Source organism: Brevundimonas sp. (genome assembly GCF_036677305.1).
In the GTDB taxonomy this organism is placed as follows: Bacteria; Pseudomonadota; Alphaproteobacteria; order Caulobacterales; family Caulobacteraceae; genus Brevundimonas.
The window spans coordinates 1-19,607 of sequence record NZ_JAKFEB010000232.1; the positions used below are offsets into that span (position 1 = coordinate 1).

At 68.9% G+C, this 19,607-nt stretch carries 23 protein-coding genes, 1 tRNA gene and 1 pseudogene; 11 read left to right on the forward strand and 14 right to left on the reverse strand.

Annotated features, from left to right (window positions below; translation table 11 throughout):
- Positions 1-926 (reverse strand): tRNA preQ1(34) S-adenosylmethionine ribosyltransferase-isomerase QueA (queA, locus tag V6M42_RS13305; RefSeq protein ID WP_332678916.1); only part of this gene is annotated, 926 nt, incomplete at its 3' end.
- A 48-nt stretch (positions 927-974) separates the two neighbouring features.
- Positions 975-1,244 (reverse strand): hypothetical protein, encoded by a 270-nt coding sequence (locus V6M42_RS13310; protein WP_332659524.1) that lies wholly within the window; start codon positions 1,242-1,244, stop codon positions 975-977.
- Between the two features lie 96 nt (positions 1,245-1,340).
- Here V6M42_RS13310 and V6M42_RS13315 point away from each other — a divergent pair, with 96 nt between their 5' ends.
- From V6M42_RS13315 to V6M42_RS13325, 3 genes are all read left to right on the forward strand, one after another.
- Positions 1,341-1,820: a hypothetical protein gene (locus V6M42_RS13315; protein ID WP_332678918.1), complete on the forward strand. Its 480-nt coding sequence runs from the start codon at positions 1,341-1,343 to the stop codon at positions 1,818-1,820.
- A 32-nt stretch (positions 1,821-1,852) separates the two neighbouring features.
- Positions 1,853-3,547 carry a lysine--tRNA ligase gene (locus V6M42_RS13320; protein ID WP_332678919.1) on the forward strand — a complete coding sequence of 565 codons (1,695 nt, stop codon included), beginning with the start codon at positions 1,853-1,855 and terminating at the stop codon, positions 3,545-3,547.
- Positions 3,548-3,738: 191 nt separating this feature from the next.
- Positions 3,739-4,215, forward strand: a complete 477-nt coding sequence (locus V6M42_RS13325; RefSeq protein ID WP_332659527.1) for an SH3 domain-containing protein — start codon at positions 3,739-3,741, stop codon at positions 4,213-4,215.
- Between the two features lie 190 nt (positions 4,216-4,405).
- Here V6M42_RS13325 and V6M42_RS13330 read toward each other — a convergent pair whose 3' ends face one another.
- The 7 genes from V6M42_RS13330 to V6M42_RS13360 all read right to left on the reverse strand — a co-directional run bounded on the left by V6M42_RS13330 (position 4,406) and on the right by V6M42_RS13360 (position 7,808).
- Entirely contained in the window at positions 4,406-5,041 is a 636-nt protein-coding gene (locus V6M42_RS13330; RefSeq protein WP_332678920.1) for a S24 family peptidase, read from the reverse strand.
- A 66-nt stretch (positions 5,042-5,107) separates the two neighbouring features.
- On the reverse strand, positions 5,108-5,536 hold the full coding sequence (locus V6M42_RS13335; RefSeq protein WP_332678921.1) for a hypothetical protein: 429 nt from the start codon (positions 5,534-5,536) through the stop codon (positions 5,108-5,110).
- Positions 5,537-5,548: 12 nt separating this feature from the next.
- On the reverse strand, positions 5,549-6,007 hold the full coding sequence (locus V6M42_RS13340) for a hypothetical protein (RefSeq protein ID WP_332659530.1): 459 nt from the start codon (positions 6,005-6,007) through the stop codon (positions 5,549-5,551).
- An 88-nt stretch (positions 6,008-6,095) separates the two neighbouring features.
- Positions 6,096-6,428, reverse strand: a complete 333-nt coding sequence (locus V6M42_RS13345) for a hypothetical protein (RefSeq protein WP_332659531.1) — start codon at positions 6,426-6,428, stop codon at positions 6,096-6,098.
- A 38-nt stretch (positions 6,429-6,466) separates the two neighbouring features.
- Complete coding sequence (locus tag V6M42_RS13350) at positions 6,467-6,880, reverse strand: hypothetical protein (protein WP_332678923.1); 414 nt, start codon at positions 6,878-6,880, stop codon at positions 6,467-6,469.
- A 59-nt stretch (positions 6,881-6,939) separates the two neighbouring features.
- Positions 6,940-7,341 (reverse strand): PaaI family thioesterase, encoded by a 402-nt coding sequence (locus tag V6M42_RS13355; protein ID WP_332678925.1) that lies wholly within the window; start codon positions 7,339-7,341, stop codon positions 6,940-6,942.
- The gene (locus V6M42_RS13360; protein ID WP_332659534.1) at positions 7,338-7,808 is read right to left on the reverse strand and encodes a PaaI family thioesterase; all 471 of its coding nucleotides are present in this window, start codon (positions 7,806-7,808) and stop codon (positions 7,338-7,340) included. Before V6M42_RS13360 ends, V6M42_RS13355 begins: the two co-directional genes overlap by 4 nt.
- A gap of 83 nt (positions 7,809-7,891) precedes the next feature.
- Between V6M42_RS13360 and V6M42_RS13365 the strand changes: the two genes are divergently transcribed.
- Positions 7,892-8,929, forward strand: coding sequence for a ligase-associated DNA damage response exonuclease (locus tag V6M42_RS13365; protein ID WP_332659535.1), 1,038 nt, complete (start codon positions 7,892-7,894; stop codon positions 8,927-8,929).
- Here the strand turns inward: V6M42_RS13365 and V6M42_RS13370 are convergent.
- Positions 8,926-10,557, reverse strand: coding sequence for a response regulator (locus V6M42_RS13370; protein ID WP_332678927.1), 1,632 nt, complete (start codon positions 10,555-10,557; stop codon positions 8,926-8,928). The genes V6M42_RS13365 and V6M42_RS13370 overlap by 4 nt on opposite strands.
- A 192-nt stretch (positions 10,558-10,749) precedes the next feature.
- Here V6M42_RS13370 and queC point away from each other — a divergent pair, with 192 nt between their 5' ends.
- Genes queC through V6M42_RS13385 form a run of 3 tightly spaced genes read left to right on the forward strand, consistent with a single transcriptional unit; the run spans position 10,750 to position 12,460 of the window.
- A complete protein-coding gene (queC, locus tag V6M42_RS13375; protein ID WP_332678929.1) occupies positions 10,750-11,466 on the forward strand; it encodes a 7-cyano-7-deazaguanine synthase QueC in 717 nt (238 codons plus the stop codon).
- The gene (gene queE, locus V6M42_RS13380) at positions 11,463-12,098 is read left to right on the forward strand and encodes a 7-carboxy-7-deazaguanine synthase (protein ID WP_332678931.1); all 636 of its coding nucleotides are present in this window, start codon (positions 11,463-11,465) and stop codon (positions 12,096-12,098) included. Before queC ends, queE begins: the two co-directional genes overlap by 4 nt.
- On the forward strand, positions 12,095-12,460 hold the full coding sequence (locus V6M42_RS13385) for a 6-pyruvoyl trahydropterin synthase family protein (RefSeq protein WP_332659539.1): 366 nt from the start codon (positions 12,095-12,097) through the stop codon (positions 12,458-12,460). Before queE ends, V6M42_RS13385 begins: the two co-directional genes overlap by 4 nt.
- Positions 12,461-12,478: 18 nt before the next feature.
- Here the strand turns inward: V6M42_RS13385 and V6M42_RS13390 are convergent, their stop codons facing one another.
- From V6M42_RS13390 to V6M42_RS13400, 3 genes are all read right to left on the reverse strand, one after another.
- On the reverse strand, positions 12,479-12,751 hold the full coding sequence (locus V6M42_RS13390) for a hypothetical protein (RefSeq protein ID WP_332659540.1): 273 nt from the start codon (positions 12,749-12,751) through the stop codon (positions 12,479-12,481).
- Between the two features lie 79 nt (positions 12,752-12,830).
- A tRNA-Val gene (locus tag V6M42_RS13395) sits at positions 12,831-12,907 on the reverse strand.
- Positions 12,908-12,924: 17 nt separating this feature from the next.
- On the reverse strand, positions 12,925-16,110 hold the full coding sequence (locus tag V6M42_RS13400) for an autotransporter outer membrane beta-barrel domain-containing protein (RefSeq protein ID WP_332678934.1): 3,186 nt from the start codon (positions 16,108-16,110) through the stop codon (positions 12,925-12,927).
- Positions 16,111-16,308: 198 nt separating this feature from the next.
- Here V6M42_RS13400 and V6M42_RS13405 point away from each other — a divergent pair, with 198 nt between their 5' ends.
- From V6M42_RS13405 to V6M42_RS13420, 4 genes are all read left to right on the forward strand, one after another.
- Positions 16,309-17,202 carry an SPFH domain-containing protein gene (locus V6M42_RS13405; RefSeq protein ID WP_332659542.1) on the forward strand — a complete coding sequence of 298 codons (894 nt, stop codon included), beginning with the start codon at positions 16,309-16,311 and terminating at the stop codon, positions 17,200-17,202.
- Positions 17,203-17,233: 31 nt separating this feature from the next.
- Positions 17,234-17,389: a hypothetical protein gene (locus tag V6M42_RS13410; protein ID WP_332678936.1), complete on the forward strand. Its 156-nt coding sequence runs from the start codon at positions 17,234-17,236 to the stop codon at positions 17,387-17,389.
- A gap of 31 nt (positions 17,390-17,420) precedes the next feature.
- Positions 17,421-18,767, forward strand: a complete 1,347-nt coding sequence (locus V6M42_RS13415; protein WP_442880972.1) for a glycosyltransferase — start codon at positions 17,421-17,423, stop codon at positions 18,765-18,767.
- 64 nt (positions 18,768-18,831) lie between these two features.
- Positions 18,832-19,347, forward strand: coding sequence for a SixA phosphatase family protein (locus tag V6M42_RS13420; RefSeq protein WP_332678937.1), 516 nt, complete (start codon positions 18,832-18,834; stop codon positions 19,345-19,347).
- A 1-nt stretch (position 19,348) separates the two neighbouring features.
- On the opposite strand, the pseudogene V6M42_RS13425 reads toward V6M42_RS13420, so the two are convergent.
- Positions 19,349-19,607 (reverse strand): annotated as a pseudogene (locus V6M42_RS13425) (DNA topoisomerase IV subunit B); the annotation flags it as partial.

The following is a 19,607-nucleotide window of genomic DNA, read 5'->3' on the forward strand; positions in this document are numbered from 1 at the left end:
TCGGCGGCGCGGAAGCGGTAGCCGGGGGTGATGAAGATGGCCGTGTCGCCGTGGAAGGGACGGATCTCGCCGTCCTCCGTCGTGGCGCTTTCCAGCAGGCGCAGGCTGGTGGTGCCGACGCAGACGATGCGGCCGCCGGCGGCGCGGACGGCGTTCAGGGCGGCGGCGGTATCGGCGGAAACCTCGCCCCATTCGGAGTGCATCCTGTGGTCGGCGGTGTCGTCCGCCTTGACCGGCAGGAAGGTGCCGGCCCCGACGTGCAGGGTCAGGGCGTGGGTGGAGACGCCGCGGGCGCGGATCGCGTCCAGCAGGGCAGGGGTGAAGTGCAGCCCCGCCGTCGGCGCGGCGACCGAGCCGTCCCAGTGGGCGAACATGGTCTGGTAGTCGGACCGGTCGCGGTCGTCCTCGGCGCGTTTGGCGGCAATGTATGGCGGCAGGGGCATGACGCCGACGTCGCGGATCGCCTCGTCCAGCATGGGTCCGGACAGGTCGAAACGCAGGGTGACCAGGCCGTCCTCGCCCTTGTCGACCACGGTGGCGTCGAGGCGGCCCAGCAGGCAGGCGCCGTCGGCCTCGGCGCCGAAGCGGATGCGGTCGCCGGCCTTGATCCGCTTGCCGGGTTTCATGAAGGCCGACCAGACGTCGGGCGCATCGCGGTGATGCAGGGTGGCCTCGACCTCGACCGTCAGGGTCTCGCCTTCAGGGCCGATGCGCTGGCGGACGCCGGACAGGCGGGCGGGGATGACGCGGGTGTCGTTGAACACCAGGGCGTCGCCGGGCTGAAGGAAATCGGGCAGGTCCCGGATGATGCGGTCTTCGAGCGCGCCGTCCTTCACCACCAGCAGGCGCGCGGAATCGCGCGGCTCGGCGGGGCGGAGCGCGATGTGGTCGTCCGGCAGATCGAAGTCGAAATCGGCGGTCTTCATCAGGCGGCGCAAAGGCCACGGGGGTCGCCGTCGGTCAAGTGCGGCGGGCTATCGCTCCTGACCGCCGTGGCGGTCTTCGGGGGCGATGTAGTGGCGGTCGAGGTCGGCGGGGTCCATGCGCTGGCCGGTGGCCTCGGCGACGATGGCGGCGATGTCGTCATTGGTTTTGCCCGCGTCGCGCATCTGTTCGATCTCGTCGCTGATCATCTCGACGAACTCCGGGACCTCGAAGCGTTCCTCGCCGAGGCCGAGGGCCTGTCGGAGACTACGCTGCGCCTTGATGGCTTCGTCGAGGCTGAAGGTGGTTTGATCGGTCATGGCGCGTCTCTCAGTGCGGGAATCCAACAACCGCCGTGCGCGGGCGAAGTTGCATCACGGCGGTGAACCGGAAGGTGCGAGGCGGGTTGGATCCTCATGCGCGATTTCAGCTTCCTGCCCTCTATCCTCATCGGCGCCGTCGCCAGCGCCCGTTCGATGACGCCCATGGCCGCCTTGGCTGGGGCGCATTTGGCTGGACGGCGGACGCCCGGCCGGCTCCTGCTGCTGGGGCATCCGCTGTTCACGGCCGGGGCCCTGGTCATGGGTGTCGGCGAACTGCTGGGCGACAAGATGAGGTCGGCGCCGGATCGCACGGTCTTCCTCGGCCTGTTGGCGCGGATCATGAGCGCGGGCATCGCGGGCGCCGCCCTGGCGCCGCGAGGCCGGGAGCGGGAGGGGGGCGGGTTCGCCGTCGCGACCGCCGTGCCGCTGGCCTATGTGACACTGGCGGGGCGCAAACGCGCGATGGCTGAGATCGGCCAAACCCGCAGCGGGCTGATCGAGGACGCCCTGATCGTGGCCGCCGGGATCGCCATAGTTGCTTTGGCCGTGAGGCCCCAGGGTTCTCCGCGTTGACCCACGGCCTGTGACGCGTCAAACCGCGCCTCATGTTGCAGAACCTTGAAACCCTCGCACGCGAAGCCAGGTCCTGGCCGTTCGAACAGGCCCGCAATCTGCTGGCGCATGTGCTGAAGAAGCGGCTGGACGACGCCGGGCGGAAAGAGGCCCAGGCGCTGATCGACGCCGGCAAGGCGGACGAGGCGCTGGCGAAGTTTCCGGACCTGCAGCGGCCCGTCATTCTGGAAACCGGCTACGGTCCGTCGGGGCTGCCGCACATGGGCACCTTCGGCGAGGTGGCGCGCACGACCATGGTGCGCAACGCCTTCCGCGCCCTGACCGGCGACCACTGGCCGACGCGGCTGATCGCCTTCAGCGACGACATGGACGGCCTGCGCAAGGTGCCGGACGGCATCCCCAATCCGGAGGTGCTGCGCGAGGACCTGCACAAGCCGCTGACCGTGGTGCGCGATCCGTTCGGGACGCACGACAGTTTCGGGGCCCACAACAACGCCCGCCTGCGCGCCTTCCTCGACAGTTTCGGCTTCGAGTACGAATTCCTGTCGTCGACCGAGCAGTACAAGTCCGGCCGGTTCGACGCGACCCTGCTGGCCCTTCTGGAGCGGTTCGACGCGGTGCAGGCGATCATGCTGCCGACGCTGGGCGAGGAGCGGCGCGCGACCTATTCGGCGTTCCTGCCGGTCAGTCCGGTCACCGGCCATGTGCTGCAGGTTCCGACGCTGGACCGCGATGTGGAGAAGGGGACCATCACCTTCGATGACCCCGCGGGCGGGCGGACGGAGCTGCCGGTCACTGGCGGCCGTGTGAAGCTGCAGTGGAAGCCGGACTGGGCCATGCGGTGGGTCGCCCTGGACGTCGACTACGAGATGGCCGGCAAGGATCTGATCGAGAGCGTCCGCGAGAGCGGCAAGATCTGTCGCGCTTTGGGCGGGGTTCCGCCCGAAGGGTTCAATTTCGAGCTCTTCCTCGACATCGAGGGCAAGAAGATCTCGAAGTCCAAGGGCAATGGCCTGACGATGGAAGAGTGGCTTCGCTACGGCACGCCCGAGTCGCTGAGCTGGTACATGTTCCAGTCGCCGAAGTCGGCCAAGAGCCTGCATTTCAACGTCATTCCGCGGGCGATCGACGACTATCTGGCCGCCATCGAGGCCTTCAAGACGCAGGAGCCGGCCAAGCGGATCGACAACGCCGTCTGGTCGATCCATTCGGGCGCGCCGCCGACCCACACCTCGCCGGTGTCGTTCGCCCTGCTGCTGAACCTGGTCGGCGTGGCCAATGCGTCGAACAAGGACCAGCTGTGGGCCTATTTCGCGAAGTACCTGCCCGAGGCCACGCCACAGAACGAGCCGCTGCTGGACCAGCTGATGGAGCGGGCGCTGAACTACTACGAGGACTTCGTGAAGCCGACGAAGTCGTATCGTCCGCCCGATGCGAAAGAGAAGGCGGCGTTGCTGGATCTGGCCGGGCGGCTGAAGGCCCTGCCGGCGGACACGACCGACGGAGAGCTGATCCAGGGCGAGGTCTACGCCGTGGGCAAGGAACACGCGTTCGAGCCGCTGCGCGGGTGGTTCGGGGCCCTGTACGAAGTGCTGCTGGGCGCGTCGCAGGGGCCGCGGTTCGGCTCGTTCGCGGCGATCTACGGCCTGCCGCAGACCATCCAGCTGATCGAGGCGGGGGCGAACGGCGAGCTGGCGTCCCAGGAGGGGCGGCCTATCCGGAACTGACTGCCGCCTCGGGTCCCGACCCGAGGCGGCCGGGGTGTTCAAACAGCCATGCGCCGCGGTCCGTTCAGTAGCGCCCCCAGGAATGTCCGGTAACGAACATGAACCGAATATAACGGCGAGCCTCCGGGAGCCTTCATCCGGCGTGGCGCATTGTGCTCCTCATCGACCAACCTCGATGAATTGGAGAGACCATGTCGAAGTTCATGAACACCACCCTGGCCACCGCCGCCGCCCTGGCCGCGCTGGTGACCGCGGTCCCGACCGTTTCCATGGCCCAGCAGGCCAACGGCATCACCAACTGTGACGCCCCCGGCGGCCGTCAACGCACCGGCGCCCTGATCGGCGCTGTCATCGGCGGTCTGGCCGGCAGCCGGATTTCGTCCAATGAACGCGCCCTCGGCGCCGTGGCCGGCGCGGGCGCCGGCGCCGCCGCCGGTTCCTACATCGGCTGCAACCAGCAGCGCGCCCGGGCCGAATCCACGGCCAGCAGCGGCGCCCAGTACCGCGCCACGTCGAACCTGCGCATCCGTTCGGGTCCCGGCACCAGCTACCGCCAGGCGGGCTCGCTGCGCGCCGGCCAGCCCTTCGCGGCGATCGGCTCGCAGGGCGAATGGGTCCAGATCGCCGGCGGCGGCTGGGTCAACGCCAACTACGTCACCGCCTACTGATCGGCCCCACGTAGAGACATCGAAGGCCGCTCCGAAAGGGGCGGCCTTCTTTTTTGCGCTATCGCGATGCGCGCGGCGCATCGCTGCTTGAGCGCGGTCAGGCGCTATCGCGATGTGCGCGGCGCATCGCTGCTTGAGCGAGGTCAGGCGTTGTCGCGATCCGCGCAGCATCGCTGCTTGAGCGCGGCGGCTACTGGCTCACCCACAGCACCCGACCCATCCAGACGATGTCGCTGCGCGGCAGGGTGCGGGGCGCATAGGCCGGGTTGATCGAGGCCAGGGTCACCGACCGGGCCGAGATCGCCGCCAGTTCCTTGGCCAGGGTCTCGCCGGAGGCGGTGCGGACGACGACGCGGTCGCCCTTGCGCACCCGGGTGGCGTCGCGGTCCACAAGGACACGGTCGCCCTCGCGGTACAGGGGGACCATGGAATCGCCGTCGATGCGAAGGCTGAACAGGGTGTCCTTCGCCCGGGGCAGGTCGGTCTGCTCCCAGCCGTCTCCGGCGGGCAGGCCCGCATCGTCGAAGAAGCCGTCCTCGCCCGCCCGGGCCATGCCCAGCATGGGCGCCGTGGACGGCCGGTCGGGCGCGTCGAGGGCCAGGGCGGCGAAATCGCCCAGGGACAGGCCGGTGGCGTGAAGGATGCGCGTCAGGCTCTCGGTCGAGGGCCAGCGGGGCCGCGGCGGATCGCCGGCGCCGAACCGTTTGGACGGGTTGAAGCTGGTGGCGTCCAGCCCCGCCCGCAGCGCCAGCCCCGAGGCGCTCAGCCCCTCGCGCCGGGCCAGGCCGTCGATCGCCTTCCATAGCTGGGCATGGGACAGGGGCACGGGATCTCGCCGGAACCGGAGGACTGATTCGGACGCAGATTACAGGTCGGAGTTAGGAATATCCACCTATTCCGGATCGTCGAGGAGCCGTCCGCGCCAGGCCTGGAAGGTCCCGATCGCGATGGCCAGAAGGATGCCGTAGCTGGCCAGGTTGATGACCAGGTAGAAGGCGGCGAGGGGCGGGCGGAGGTCGACGACGGTCAGCAGGTGACTCATGACGATCAGGGCCTGAAGCGCGCCGGCCCAGACCGGCCAGGACCTCCGGCTCTTCCAGGCGAGGGTCGCGTAGACGCCCAGCATGACCACATCAACGCCCATCACGCCCCACTGGGGGCCGGACAGCCGGCTGTCGTCCTGAAGCAGCAGCGACGCCAGCAGACCGAGGGCGAACGCCCCGGCGCCGACCCGTTCCGGTTCGTCGCCCTTCAGGAAGGCGAAGGCCACGACCGCAAGGGATATCGCCGTCCCGATCTGGGCGTAGAGGGTGTCAAACAAGCGCTTCGTCTCTTACGGCCGGCGGGAAGCGGCGCCGGGAGCTTCCATCTGTTCAAGCGCACGACGCTCCTGCCAAGCCCAGAACGTGCCGATAGCCATAGCGAGCAGTACGCCGTAATTGGCCATGTTATTGACGGCGGCGGCGGCATCGGCCGGCGGCCGGAGGTTGGCGGCCACCATGGCGTGGCAGGTGACGACCACGGCCTGACAGCTTGCCGCCCAGATGGGCCAGCTCCGCCGGCTGTGCCAAGCGATGCCGATGAAGACCACCAGCATTATGATCTCGACCCCCATGGGGCCCCATCGCGGCAGGTTCGGCGCGACACCGCCCTTGATCATCGTAGTAGCGAGGAAGGCCACCGCGTAGGCGCCTGCGCCCATTCGCTCCGGTTCATCTCCCTTGGAAAAGGCGAAGGCGACAACGATGACCGCGGCCGCCAAGACAAGCTGGGCGTAGATGGTCACAAACATAGAATCGCCCCCATGCGCCATGCATGGGGGCGATACTGCCTCAAGTCAGCACCGGCGGGAATGACCGCTGGCGGACATTACCTCGAATTTAGACCGCGCGCAGGCGGTGCTCGCCGATCGTGTCCGGCCGCGGGCCCTTTTCGTCGGCTCCGGCGTAGATGCCGTACCCCAGACGACGGTGATCCTTGGCCATCTCGGTGTGGCAGGCGACCATAGCCTGGCGAGCGGCGCTCAGGCTGGCAATCGCTTCCAGAACGCTGGTCTGCGCGTCGGCACCGACGACCGGCGAAATGTTCAGGGCCGTGCGACCGCCGATCATGGCCTGCACCAGGGTGGTGGCGCGGGCGATGGCCTCGTCAACAGCCTTTTCGGTCGCATTCAGGTCGCCGGCGACGCTGGCGATGACTTCGGTCTTGGTCACGAAAAGCCTCCCTCAGGAAAAACTAGGTGAACCACCCCTTAACACAGCCCAGCTTCCTTCGGTAGGATTTTGTTGACTGTGTCTCGTAGGGTTTCGTTCACCATATCAGGGCGGGCGCCGGGCCCGTCTCCGCCGCCGCCGCCGACAGGGGGCGTGTCGCCGGGCTTGTCGATCGGGCCGACCGCCAGGGCGTCGAGCCCGAGCTTTCGCGCGATGGCGGCGAGGGCGGTGTGGGTCTGGACCATCTGGGAGCGTGCCGCGGACAGGGCGCTGAGGCTCCCCGCGGCGCCGTCGAAGGCGCGCTGGCCGGTGACGGCAGAGAGGTAGGCGTCAGCGCGCGCCGCCGGCAGCATCGCCGCCAGCATGGCCGTCTCTATCAGGGCGAGGTCGATGGCGGTCTCGGCCGCGTAGAGTCGCGCGGCCAGGGTTTCGCCGATGGATTGTCTGCTCATGATCTTCCTCCGGTGACCAAGCGTCACGGGCGGAGCCGAGCATGTGTGCTACTAGAACGCTACTCCAGGTCGTCTACTGCAAGTAGGAAGTGTGCGGTCAAAGCCGCGATGGGTTGGGCGCGATCGTCCTGCCAGGCCTCGGCGAGGACATGGGCGACGCGGCGGCCCGCGCGGCTGATGCGGGCGCTGGCGTGGACGTCGACGGGACGGCCCGAGCGAAGATAGGCGACATTGACGTTGATCGGCCGGGGCAGGCGCAGGCGCGGATACAGGGCGGCGACCTGGGCCACGGCGGTCAGCTCCAGCAGGGCCGCGGTGGCGCCGCCGTGCAGCGCGGGCAGGATCGGATTGCCGATCAGCCGGTCGGCGAAGGGCATGGTGACGGTCAGGTCGTCGCCGTCGGCCTGGGTCAGGAGACCGAGGAACCGGGCGTAGGGCAGGCGGTCCAGAAGGTCGGTCATGCCGCCGTCCCTCCGGCGCGCAGGTTGACGCCGGCGCCGCGTCCCTCGCCGGACCCCAGCATATAGGCCATCTGGGCCGCCGCGACGGGGTCTTCGGCCGTATCCTCGAAGGCCCAGGCCCGGACGAAGCCGACAGACCGGGTCAGCCGGTAGCAGCGCGCCTCGGCGATCAGGTCCCGTCGCGTGGCGGCGGCGCGCATGTAGTCGACCCGCAGATCGAGGGTGGCGAGGGTCTCGAACCGGCCGAGCGCCACCCAGGTCGCCAGTCCGCCGACATGGTCCAGAAGGGTGGTGACCAGACCGCCCGACAGGACGCCGGTGTCCGGGTCGCCGACCAGATCCTCGCGCCAGGGCGCGCGGATGCGAACGCGATCGCCTTCAACGCCGTCAAAAACAAAACCGAGGGCGTGGGTGTGAGCGGCGCCGCTGGCCAGCTGAGGCAGCAGATCGAGGATTGTGGACGTCATGATCCGCTTCTGGGTCGGTCGTGAAATGAGCGCAAGTCCGTCCGGTGCGTTGTCTGCTGCGCCATGACCGCCATATCCGCTCCATGATCCGGTTCGAAGACCTGCTGCGGCCCACGCCCGCAGGCCTGTATTGCCCGCCCGGCGACTTCTACGTCGATCCGGTCCGGCCGGTGGATCGCGCCGTCATCACGCACGGCCACGCCGATCATGCGCGGTCGGGACATGGAACCGTGCTGGCGACGCCGCAGACCCTGGCGATCATGGCGGAGCGCTATGGCGAGAACTTCGCGGTCGAGCGGCAGGGCCTGGGCTATGGGGAGACGACCACGCACAACGGCGTCGAGATCGGCATGGCGCCGGCCGGCCACGTGCTGGGCTCGGCCCAGGCCGTGATCCGCTGGAAGGGCGTCACCATGGTCGTTTCGGGCGACTACAAGCGCCGGCGCGACCCGACCTGCACGGCCTTCGAGCCTGTGCCGTGCAACGTCTTCATCTCCGAGGCCACCTTCGGTCTGCCGGTCTTCACCCATCCCCCCGACGGCGAGGAGATCGGCCGGCTGGTGCAGTCCCTGCGGCAGTTTCCGGACCGGGCCCATCTGGTCGGCGCCTACGCCCTGGGCAAGGCGCAGCGGGTCATCCGCCTGTTGCGCGAGGCGGGATGGGAGCGGCCGATCCATGTCCATGGCGCGCTGGAGCGGTTGAACCGCCTGTATGAGCGGGAGGGCGTCGATCTGGGGCCGATCCTGCCGGCCACAGGACTGAAACCGAATGCGCTGGGCGGCGAGGTGGTGATCGCGCCGCCGTCGGCCACGCAGGACCGCTGGGCGCGCCGGTTCGCCGATCCGGTGCTGGCCTTCGCCTCGGGCTGGATGGGGGTCAGGGCGAGGGCGCGGCAGAGGGGCGTGGAATTGCCGCTGGTTCTGTCGGACCACGCGGACTGGCCCGAACTGATCGCCACCTTCACCGAACTGAAGCCGGAAGAGGTCTGGATCACCCACGGTCGGGAAGAGGGTCTGCTGCGCTGGTGCGAGCTGAACGGCCAGGCGGCGAGGGCGCTGCGGCTGGTCGGCTACGAGGAAGAGGACGACGACGTCAGCCCGGCGGACGACGAGGGCGGTTAGGCGACAGACCGGGCCCCGGCGGCGGGCTCGGCCTCGGCTCTCGCGGCGGCGGCGGCCTGTTCGAGGGCGATGTTCATGGCCATGCGCAGGCGTTCCGGCTTGATCGGCTTTTCGACCACGGCGGCCATGCCGATCTCGACGTATTTGCGGGCGTCGTCCGGATCGGCGTTGGCGGTCAGGGCCACGATCGGCAGGCTGGAGGCCGGGCCGTCGAGGGCGCGGATGGCGCGGGTCGCCTGGACGCCGTCCATGCGGGGCATCTTGATGTCCATCAGGACCAGATCGAACCGGCGTTCCTGCACGGCTTCCAGCGCCTCGACGCCGTCCTCGGCGGTCTCGGACGTGCAGCCGAACATTTCACACAGCGCCTGGGCGACCACGCGATTGGTGGCGTTGTCGTCCACGATCAGGATGTGGGGATTGGTGAGAAGCTCGCCGTCGCCGATGCTTTCGACATTGGACGGGACGGCGACCGCGACCTGCGCGCGCGCGACGCTGAGGTCGAAGGCGAAGGTCGCGCCGGGGCCGGCGTTGTTTTCGGCCCAGATACGTCCGTCCATCCGTTCGACGATCTGCCGGCAGATGGCCAGGCCGAGGCCGGCGCCGTCGGGCCCGGAGCCGTGGACGAACGGGTCGAAGATTTCATCGACGCGCCCGGGATCGACGCCCGGGCCGTCGTCGCGCACGCGGGCTTCCAGCTGGACCCGGTCGCCCACGGCCACGGCCTTCAGGCCCACTTCGACGATGCCGTTGCGGGCGAATTTCAGCGCATTGCCGATCAGGTTGTTGAACAGCTGTTTGACGCGCACGCCGTCGATGACGGCCGCCAGTTCGGTGTCGCCCTCGTAGCTGACCATCAGGGTGACGTCGTCCTGGGACGCGCGGGGCGCCCAGAGCGCCTGGACGTCGTCCATCAGGGCCCGCAGCGGCGTGGGTTCGGCGTGCAGCTCCAGCTCGCCGGCCTCGGCGCGGGACAGGTCGAGGGCGTCCTGCAGGATGCGAAGCAGGGTCTCCGACGATTCCATGATGGTGGTGACATGCGCCTGGGCCTGGGTGTTCAGAGGCTGGCGGCGCAACAGTTCGGCCACGGCCAGGACGCCGTTCATCGGCGTACGCAGCTCATGGCTCATGATGGCGAGGAACTGGCTCTTGGCGCGCGCGGAGGCGAGGGCCTGGGTGCGGGCGTCGCCGAGGACGCGAGCCTGTTCGGCCAGTTCGGCGTTCTGGCGCCGTTGCTGGTCGTTGACGGCCTGCAGCAGGGACACGGCGGTGCCGACGCCGTGGTACCGGCCCTGCCGGGTGACGATGAAGCCGCGCATCAGTGCGCCGGGCCCGCTCTTCAGCAGGATGTCGCAGAAGGTGTCGATGGTGACCCCGGCCTCGACCACGGCCGGCTCGTCGTCCATCAGATGCAGGATGGGGCGTCCGGCGTACAGGGCGTGACCGAAGGGGGCCGCGATCTTCAACAGGAAGGCGTTGCGTTCGATCAGGCCGACGGGCCGGTCGTTGTCGACGACAGGGATGACGAGGGTGTCCGGCTCGCTCTCGAAACGCGCGAAGACAGCACTGCCCAAGGTCTGGGGCGAAACCGCCTCCGCCCGCTCGGTCAAGACTTCGATGGTCGGCATATCCGGCCACAACTCCACTGCCACGGGCGGACATTGGCTGAGAACCATTTGCGGAAGGGTTAAGTTTGAAACCGCCGTTTTCGGGCCGTCTTTGCCCTGCGGCCGGGGCTGGTGTAGAAGGCCCGCCCGCCACTCGAGGCGGCCCATCCCCTTGTTTATGCGCGCGGCCGGACGGCCGACCGCAGGTTTGTCATGAGCGATTTCGGCCCCGCCAGCGAAAAATCCGCCCTCGTCCTGTTCTCGGGCGGGCAGGACAGCGCCACCTGCCTGGCCTGGGCGCTGGAGCGGTTCGCGCGCGTCGAGACCGTGGGTTTCGACTACGGCCAGCGTCATGCGGTCGAGATGGAGGCGCGTCTGAAGGTGCGCGAGGGGATGGCCGGGACCCTGCCGCAGTGGGCCGGCCGTCTGGGGCCCGACCATGTCGTCGACCTGACCGGCTATGGCCGGATCGCCGAAAGCGCCCTGACGGCCGACCGGGCGATCGAACTGGATGCGCGAGGCCTGCCCACCACCTTCGTGCCGGGCCGGAACCTGGTCTTCCTGACCTGCGCCGCGGCGCTGGCGGACCGGCGCGGGCTGGATGTGCTGGTCGGCGGCATGTGCGAGACGGACTTTTCGGGCTATCCCGATTGCCGCCGCGACACGATCGACGCCATGGCGACGGCGCTCAGCCTCGGCCTGGACAAGCCGGTCGTGATCGAGACCCCGCTGATGGCCCTGACCAAGGCCGAAACCTGGGCGCTGGCCGACCGGATCGGCGGCGCGGCGCTGGTCGAGCTGATCGTCGAGGCCTCGCACACCTGCTACCGCGGCGACCGGGCGCACCGCCACGCCTGGGGCTATGGCTGCGGCGACTGCCCGGCCTGCGAGCTCCGGGCCTCGGGCCATACGGAATGGGCCGCCGCATGACCTATTCCGCCAAGGAGGTGTTCCTGACCGTGCAGGGCGAGGGCGGACAGGCCGGACGGCCGGCGGTCTTCCTGCGCTTCGCCGGCTGCAATCTGTGGAACGGGCTGGAGCGGGACCGGGCGACGGCGGTCTGCACCTTCTGCGACACGGATTTCGTCGGCGTGGACGGGGACGGGGGCGGGAAATTCGCCGACGCCGGGGCCCTGGCCGATCATGTCCAGTCGATGTGGCGCGGCCGGGGAGGGGACCCGAAGCTGGTCGTCTGCACCGGCGGGGAACCGTTGCTGCAGCTGGATGCGCCCCTGATCGACGCCCTGCACGCGCGCGGGTTCGAGATCGCGATCGAGACCAACGGCACCCTGGCCGCGCCGGCGGGGATCGACTGGATCTGCGTCAGCCCGAAAGCGGATGCGCCCGTGGTTCAGACCGCCGGGCAGGAGCTGAAACTGGTCTTTCCGCAAGCCCTCGCCATGCCCGAGCGGTTCGAACACCTGGCCTTCGAACGTTTCTGGCTGCAGCCGATGGACGGCCCCGACCAGGCGGCCAACACCGCGGCGGCCATCGACTATTGCCTGACCCGCCCGAAATGGCGGCTCAGCGTCCAGACCCACAAATACATCGGCGTAAGATGAGCGTTTTCGAGATCACCAAGGCGGCCACCTTCGACGCGGCCCACCATTTCCCCAACGAGCCCGACGGCAGCCCGTACCGGCGCATGCACGGCCATTCGTTCTCGGTGGAGGCCACGGTTCGGGGCGAGGCGCTGGACAGCCATGGCTGGGTCGCGGACCTGGGCGCGCTGGACCGCGCGCTGAAGGCGGCGGCGGAAGAGCTGGATCACGGCCTGCTGAACGACAAGCCGGGGCTGGAGCTGCCGACGCTGGAGCGCCTGTGCCTGTGGTTCGCCGAGCGGTTGAAGCCGGAATGGCCGGGTCTGAGCCGGATCACCGTGGCGCGGCCGACGATTCACGAGCGGTGCGTGCTGACGCTGTAGCGCCTCGGCGGTCCGGACCTAGCAGTCGCGCCCCTGGCGCTGGCGCTGTTCGCAACGGCGCTGTTCACGTTCGTATTCGCGCTGCTCGCGCTCGCGTTTGGCCCGGGTTTCCTCGTCCGAGGTGGTGACGGCGTCGACGCTCGCGCCGACCACGGCGCCGGTGACCTGGGCCGCGCCGCCGACGACCGCGCCGGCCGTACCCACGACCGCGCCGACCAGACAGCCCTGGAGCATCAGGGCCGAGCCGAGGACGCCTGACAGAATGACGAGGCGGGCCGGGGACGTGGACATGGCGAATCTCTCCTGACCGTCAGGGTTAACCCGCAGACGTGAACGTATCCTGACCCGGCCCTGTGGCGTGATGGGGGCATGGTGGGCGGCGAGGGGTTCGAACCCCCGACCCCCTCGGTGTAAACGAGGTGCTCTGACCAGCTGAGCTAGCCGCCCTATCCCTTGCGCCCGACCTAGAACCGGAAGCTGGCCCGCAGGAACAGCATGTAGCGGACATAGTCCTCGATCATCTCGGCGTCGGCGCTGATGGACAGCATGCCCAGTTCGTTGCCGATGTTGAGGCGGAAGCCGACCAGGGGTCCGCCCCCTTCGATCGAGGCGCCGTCCAGCACGAAGTCCGGACCGCCCGAGCGGAACCGGCCGATCGTCTCGCCCGGATCGACCGAGATGTTCTGACGCCAACCGACCCGCAGTTCGGGGCGCATCCAGCTGTTCTCGCCCATGGCCATGCCGATGTTGATCGCGGCCGTGGCCGAGAACAGGTGGCCTTCGCGCTCGTCGATCTCCAGATCGAAGCCGTCGCCGCCGCCTTCTTCCGCGTGGCCTTCCTCGGTGAGCGCGAAATACTCGGCGTAGATCTCGGGCCTGATGTTGAAGCGTCCGAAGGACCGTTCGTACGAGGCGCCGCCGGCGGCGGCCAGGCTGAGGCCGGCCCAGTCCGATTCATTGGTCAGGTTCTGCCCGCCGCCGACGAACCGGCGCTCGGACGTGAAGGTCGCATAGCCCGCGGCGGCGCGGGCCCAGGTCGTCCAGTACTGACCCTGGGCGCGCCAGTAGAGGCCCAGTTCGAACAGATTGGCCGACAGGACTTCCTCGGCCTCGGCCTCGGGATCTTCCAGATCCGACGAGGTGAAGGCGGCGGTGATGCCGATGTTTCCAAGGCCCGTGCCGCGCTCGACGCCGCCCGCGACGCCGAAGCCCTCCGAACGGAAGCCGTAGGTCTCGGTCTTGTCCTTGTCGGCGTAGAAGGTGATCTCCTGCACCCAGGCGCTGGTTTCGCCCGGCGCGGCCGAGGCGTTGCGGCCCGTCAGCGCCCGCGTCACCGCATCCACGCCCGAGGCCAGCGACAGCAGCGGACCGCCCGAGTGCTCGGGCAGCAGCTGTTCGTACAGGTTGATGAAGCCGTCGCGGTTGTTCTGGGCCAGGAAGGCGTTGCGCATCTCCACCGCGTCGGGGTCGCCGAGCGAGGTGTAGAAGGCGTCGTACATATTGGCTTCGACGGCGATCAGCTCGGCTTCTTCGGCGGTCCGCTTGCGGACGTCGACGAACACCTCGCCGGCCGGGATGTCCGCAGCCGCGTCGACCTTGAAGAGGTAGGGGGAGTTGGTCTCGATCGAATCCAGATCGATCGCGCCGAAGTTCAGCGTCGCCGCGTCGATCAGCGTGAAGCGGGTCGGCGCCGTCAGCAGCGAGGCGAAGCGGACGCCCAGACCGGCGCCGTCGGCAAAGGTCGCGGCTCCGGAGACGTTGAATCCGCCGTTGGCGTTGTTGGCGGGATCCAGGGTGACGATCAGGTTGCCGGCCGCGCCGACGTCCAGGCTGGTGATATTCGTCCGCGAGGTCTGACGTGCGTCGAGCGTGCCGTTGGCCACGTCGATGGTCAGGTCGCCGCCGCTGTCGGTCAGCGCGCCGCGAACGGCCGCGCCGCCCGTGATGGCCAGGCTGTCGGCGCCGGCGCCGAAGCTGATGTCGCCCAGGACGTCGCCGTTCCGGATATCGACCGTGTCGGCCCCGGACCCCAGCCTGATGGCGCCGATGATCCGCGGTTCGTTGTCGTTCGGCACGCCGTCGCCGTCCGTGTCGGGATTGGCGGCGGTCGGCGTGGCGGCCACGCCGGTCTGCAGGAGGGTTACGCCGGTCGTATTGGCGCTGACGTCGATGGCGGTCGTGGTGCCCGTCATCGGGTCGCCGGCTTCGTTCGGGCTGAGCGTCGCCTGGAACGACCGGGTGTTGGTGATCGAGGTCAGGGTGCCGCTGAGGTCGATCAGGCCGGTGACGGTGGCCGCGCCGCCGCCCGAGGAGGCGAGGATCGAGCCGTTGTTGACCAGGCTGTTGACCGTGGCGCCCGCATCGATCCGGATCGCAGTCGCGGACGACCCGGCCAGTTCGCTGGCCACGGCGCCCGTGAGGTTGCCGGTGTTGAAGATCTGGGGAGCGGTCGTCCCGGCGCCCACCCGGATGGCCGTGGCGTTCGCGTCCCGGGCAAGGCCGGACAGGGCGCCGTCGTTGCGAATGCCGCCCGCGATCGTCACGGTCTGGCCGGCGTTGCCGCCGAAGACGGCGCCGGTGGCGTCGACGCCGGCGTATACGCCCTGGCCGCTGATGGTGCCCCGGTTGATGAAGCCGAAGGCGCTGTCGCCTGTTCCCACCGCTCCGAGCGAGGTGGAACGCGTGGCCGAGCCGATCATGACCGCCGGGGCGGAGCCGAAGCTGGTGATCGCGCCCGTGGCTTCAGCGGCGTCCGGAATGCCGTCGGCGTCCTCGTCCGAATTGGCGGTGTCCGCGTCGAGGGGCGGCCGGTCCACGATCACGCCGCCGGTGATGTTGCCCGCCACAATGACCGTGGGGCCGCCCTGCAGCTTGTCGTCGGCGTCGAGCTTGCTTTCGAAGGTGTCGGTTCCGAGCGAGGTGTAGCGATAGCCGGACGAGGTCATCTCGCCCTGAAGGGTCACGCGGCCGGACACGTCGCCGCCGATCGAGACCGCCGACGCATTCGCGCCGCGGGCGCTGATGCTGCCGAGGAGCGAGACCGGACCGGTGATGGTCCCAAGGGTATGGACGCCTATGGAATTGTCGCCGAACACCCGGATGGAGCCCTGGCTCTGGAGCTTTCCGTTCAGGCCCGATTCGATCGAGATGCCGTAGGAGTTGTTTCCGTCCACGGCAATGAGGCCGGTCGCTCCGATGACCAGGTCGCCGGTGACGGGCGCCCCGGCCGCATAACGGATGCCGTAACGGCCCGTGCCGGTGGCCCAGGGACCGTCCAGGTCCCCGTCGTTGTCGGTGTCCGGATAGTCGCCGAGGGAATCCGCGATGTTGATCGAGCCGCTGATCGCCAGGGTGGATGTCAGTCCCGGGTTCACCAGCACCCCGGTCGCACCGTCGGCGGCGGTCGCCATATTGACTGCGCCGCTCGCCTCCATGGTGAGGTTCTCGCTGGCGTCGATGATAATCGCCGCGCCCGAGGACACGTTGATCGCGCCGGCGCCGGCGATGCGGATGTCGTCGGGACCCGAGCCGCCGGGGTTCGAGGTGGCGACCGGCGTCGTGCGGGCAGTGGAAATCACCACCTCGGCCATCGCGCCGGAGGCCGCCATCAGGGGAGCGATCGCAACCGCGGTCGCGAGTAGAATACGCATTCGGTAGAAACCCCTGTGGACGATACGCCAGAGACGCGGGCGATCCTCTAACAGGGACCACGCCAGCCTGCCTCAAGTTTCTCGAATTTGAGGCGAATGCAAGGCCGAAGCCGGGCTTGGGGGTCACACATCAAGCGAGGCTATTGCGCAATATGGCATCAAAGTGATATCACTTTCATATTGCTTCAGGAGGGCTCCATGACCACGACCACCCATTCCAGATCCATTGAACGCCCCGCGTCGACCGCCAATGGCGTCGTCGTCCTGCTGATCGGGCTGGCCCTGCTGATTCTCGGCCCCGTCAGCGTCGCGCAGGATCCGGATACGGCCTGGCGGATCGTGGCCGGGGTCGTCGCCGCGGTCGTGGGTCTGTTGCTGGTCTGCGGCCTGTATTCGCTGCAGCCGAACGAGGGGATGGCGATCCTGCTCTTCGGCGACTATCGCGGCACCGATCGCAAGACAGGGCTGCGCTGGGTCCTGCCCTGGTACAGCCGCAAGAAAATCAGCCTGCGCGTCCGCAACCTGACCTCGGACAAGCTGAAGGTGAACGACAAACGGGGCAGCCCGATCGAGATCGCCGCCAACGTCGTCTGGCGCGTCGAGGATTCGGCCATGGCCCTGTTCGACGTCGACGACTACCAGGCCTTTGTGAACATCCAGGTCGATACGGCCCTGCGCGATATCGCCTCGCACTACGCCTATGACCACGGCGACGAGACGGACGAGCCGGAAATGACGCTGCGCGCCGACGCCGAGGATGTCGCCGGCCGCCTGCGCGACGAACTGGTCGGCCGGGTCAGCGTCGCGGGCGTCGCCATCGACGAGGCGCGGCTGGCTCACCTGGCCTATGCCCCGGAGATCGCCGGCGCCATGCTGAAGCGCCAGCAGGCCGAGGCCGTCCTGTCCGCCCGCCGCCTGATCGTCAGGGGCGCGGTCGGCATGGTCGAGAACGCCCTGGCCGACCTCAACGAACGCGGCGTGGTGGAGCTGGACGAGGACCGCAAGGCCGCCATGGTGTCCAACCTGCTGGTCGTCCTGTGCGCCGACCGGGAGGCCCAGCCCGTCGTAAACACCGGGACGCTGTACGGCTGATTTCATGGCCCGCCCGCGTAAACCCTTTCTCATGCGCGCCTCGCCGGGCGTGATGGCGGCGGTCGAGCGATTGGCCGCCGCCGAGCTGCGCTCGGTCAACGCCCAGGTGGAAACCCTGCTTCGGGAAGCCCTGCATCGGCGCGGGGTGACGCCGTCCGAAGACCCGCCGGAATCGGACGACGCTTGAGCTTGGCTGCGAGCGGCGCTAGGGGCCGCTGATGGTCAAGTCGCACATGTCGAAGGTCCGCAAGGCCCGCCGCATCCAGAAACGGATAGCGCGCGGCGCAGCCAGCATCAGCGAGGCCGAACGCGAACTGGTGAGCCTCGCGGGTCTGGAAGTGCAGGAAGGCGAACTGCGCCTGATTCCGGGCTGGGACGAGGAGGTCTCGGAGACCCTCGCCGCGACCAAGGCCGCCGGGGACGACGGGCGGCCGCGCCTGGTCGACACCACCATGCTGTATGCGCCCCGTTCCGGCGGAGTGAAACGCTATCTGCTGTCCAAGAAGGCCTGGCTCGAGGCCAACCGTCCGGGCGTCGCCCATTCGCTGGTCGTGCCGGGCGCGCATCACAAGGCGGGCGACGACGGCATTGTCCAGCTGCACGCGACCAAATTGCCTTTCGGCGACGGCTACCGCTGGCCGACCTCGGTTCGACGCTGGGGCGCCTGGGTGGCGTCCCTGAACCCCTCGATCATCGAAGCGGGCGATCCCTATACGCCGGGGCAGGGCGCTCTCGAGGCGGGGCAGCGCGCCGGCTGCCCGGTCGTCGGCTTCTGCCACTCCGATCCCGCCGGCCTCGCCGCGCTTCACTTCGGCGAATGGGCCAAGAAGCCCGTCGAGAAGCGCTGGGCCCGGCTGTTCGGCCAGTTCGACAAGGTCGTCTCGCCCAGCCGCTTCATCGCCCGCCGTCTGGAAGAGGCCGGCGTGGGAAATATCGTCATCCGCCCGCTGGGCGTGGAAATCGACACCTTCCGGCCCGACCGCCGTGACCGCGACTGGCTGCTGAAGAAGCTGGGCCTGCCGGCGTCGGCGCGCCTGCTCTGCTTCGCGGGCCGCCCGGCGCGCGAGAAGAACATCGACGTCCTGATCGAGGCGGTTCAGCGGCTCGGCGATCCCTATCACCTGATCCTGGTGGGCGCGGGCGCGGGCATGCCGGCGGAAGAGCGGGTCATCTCCCTGCCGTACGAGGCCAATCCCAAGGCGGTCGCCAAGATCATCGCCAGCTGCGACGCCTTCGTCCACGCCAACGACAAGGAGCCGTTCGGCCTGATCGTGCTGGAGGCCATGGCCTGCGGGCGGCCGGTCGTCGGGGTCAACGCCGGCGGGGTGAAGGAGACGGTCGACGACACCGTCGGCCAGCTGGCGAAGAGCGCCAACCCGGTCCAGTACGCCGCCGCGGTCGAGGCCCTGTTCGCGCGGGACATCGAGGCCATCGGCGCGGCCGCCCGCGTGCGGACCGTCGAACGCTTCGCCTGGAACCGCGTCTTCGAGGACCTGGGCTCGGTCTACGCCGAGGTCAGCGGCGAGGCGGCCTTTGCTCAGCCCGGCGAGTCGAAGGTTCACTGAGACCTGGCTCTCGACAGGCGCTCAAGGCGCGGTCAATCTCGAACGAAATCGGGGATTTGAGATCATGAAACGCCTCCTGCTCGCCGCCGCCGTCTCGCTGCTGACCGCCACCTCGGCCATGGCCCAGACGGTCTATCTGGTGCGCCACGCCGAAAAGGCCGACGCCAGCGCCGATCCCGTTCTGTCGGAAGCCGGCCAGGCCCGGGCCGCCGCGCTGTCGGCCGCGCTGGCCGAGGCGCATCCCGGCTACATCTTCACCAGCCCCCTGCAGCGCACCCGCCTGACGGCCGAGCCGACCGCGACCTTCCATTCGGCAGCGATCGAGCCTGTCGGCTTCGACGGCGGCTCCGCCGGCCATGTCGCCGCGATCGCCGAACGCGTCCGCGCCCTGCCCGACGACGCCGTCGTGCTGGTGGTCGGCCACAGCAACACCATCCCGCTGATCGCCCGTGCGCTGGGCTTCGCGGAGGCGGCCGACATGCCCGAGTGCGAATACGACCGGATGACCATGCTTCACCTCGCGGGCGACGAGACCCACAGCCAGGTCACCCGCTACGGCGCGCCGACGACCTGCCCCTGACCTAGACGTCCAGATCAGCCGCCGCGAAGCGCGCGTTTTCCTGGATGAACTGGAAGCGCGCCTCGGGCTTGCGGCCCATCAGGCGTTCGACCAGATCCTCGATCTCGGCCTCGGACTCCGGGACCGTGACCCGCGCGAGGGTGCGCTTCTTCGGGTCCATGGTGGTCTCCTTGAGCTGGGAGGCCATCATCTCGCCCAGACCCTTGAAGCGGCCGATCTCGGTCTTCTTGCCCTTGAAGACGGTGGCCAGCAGTTCGTCG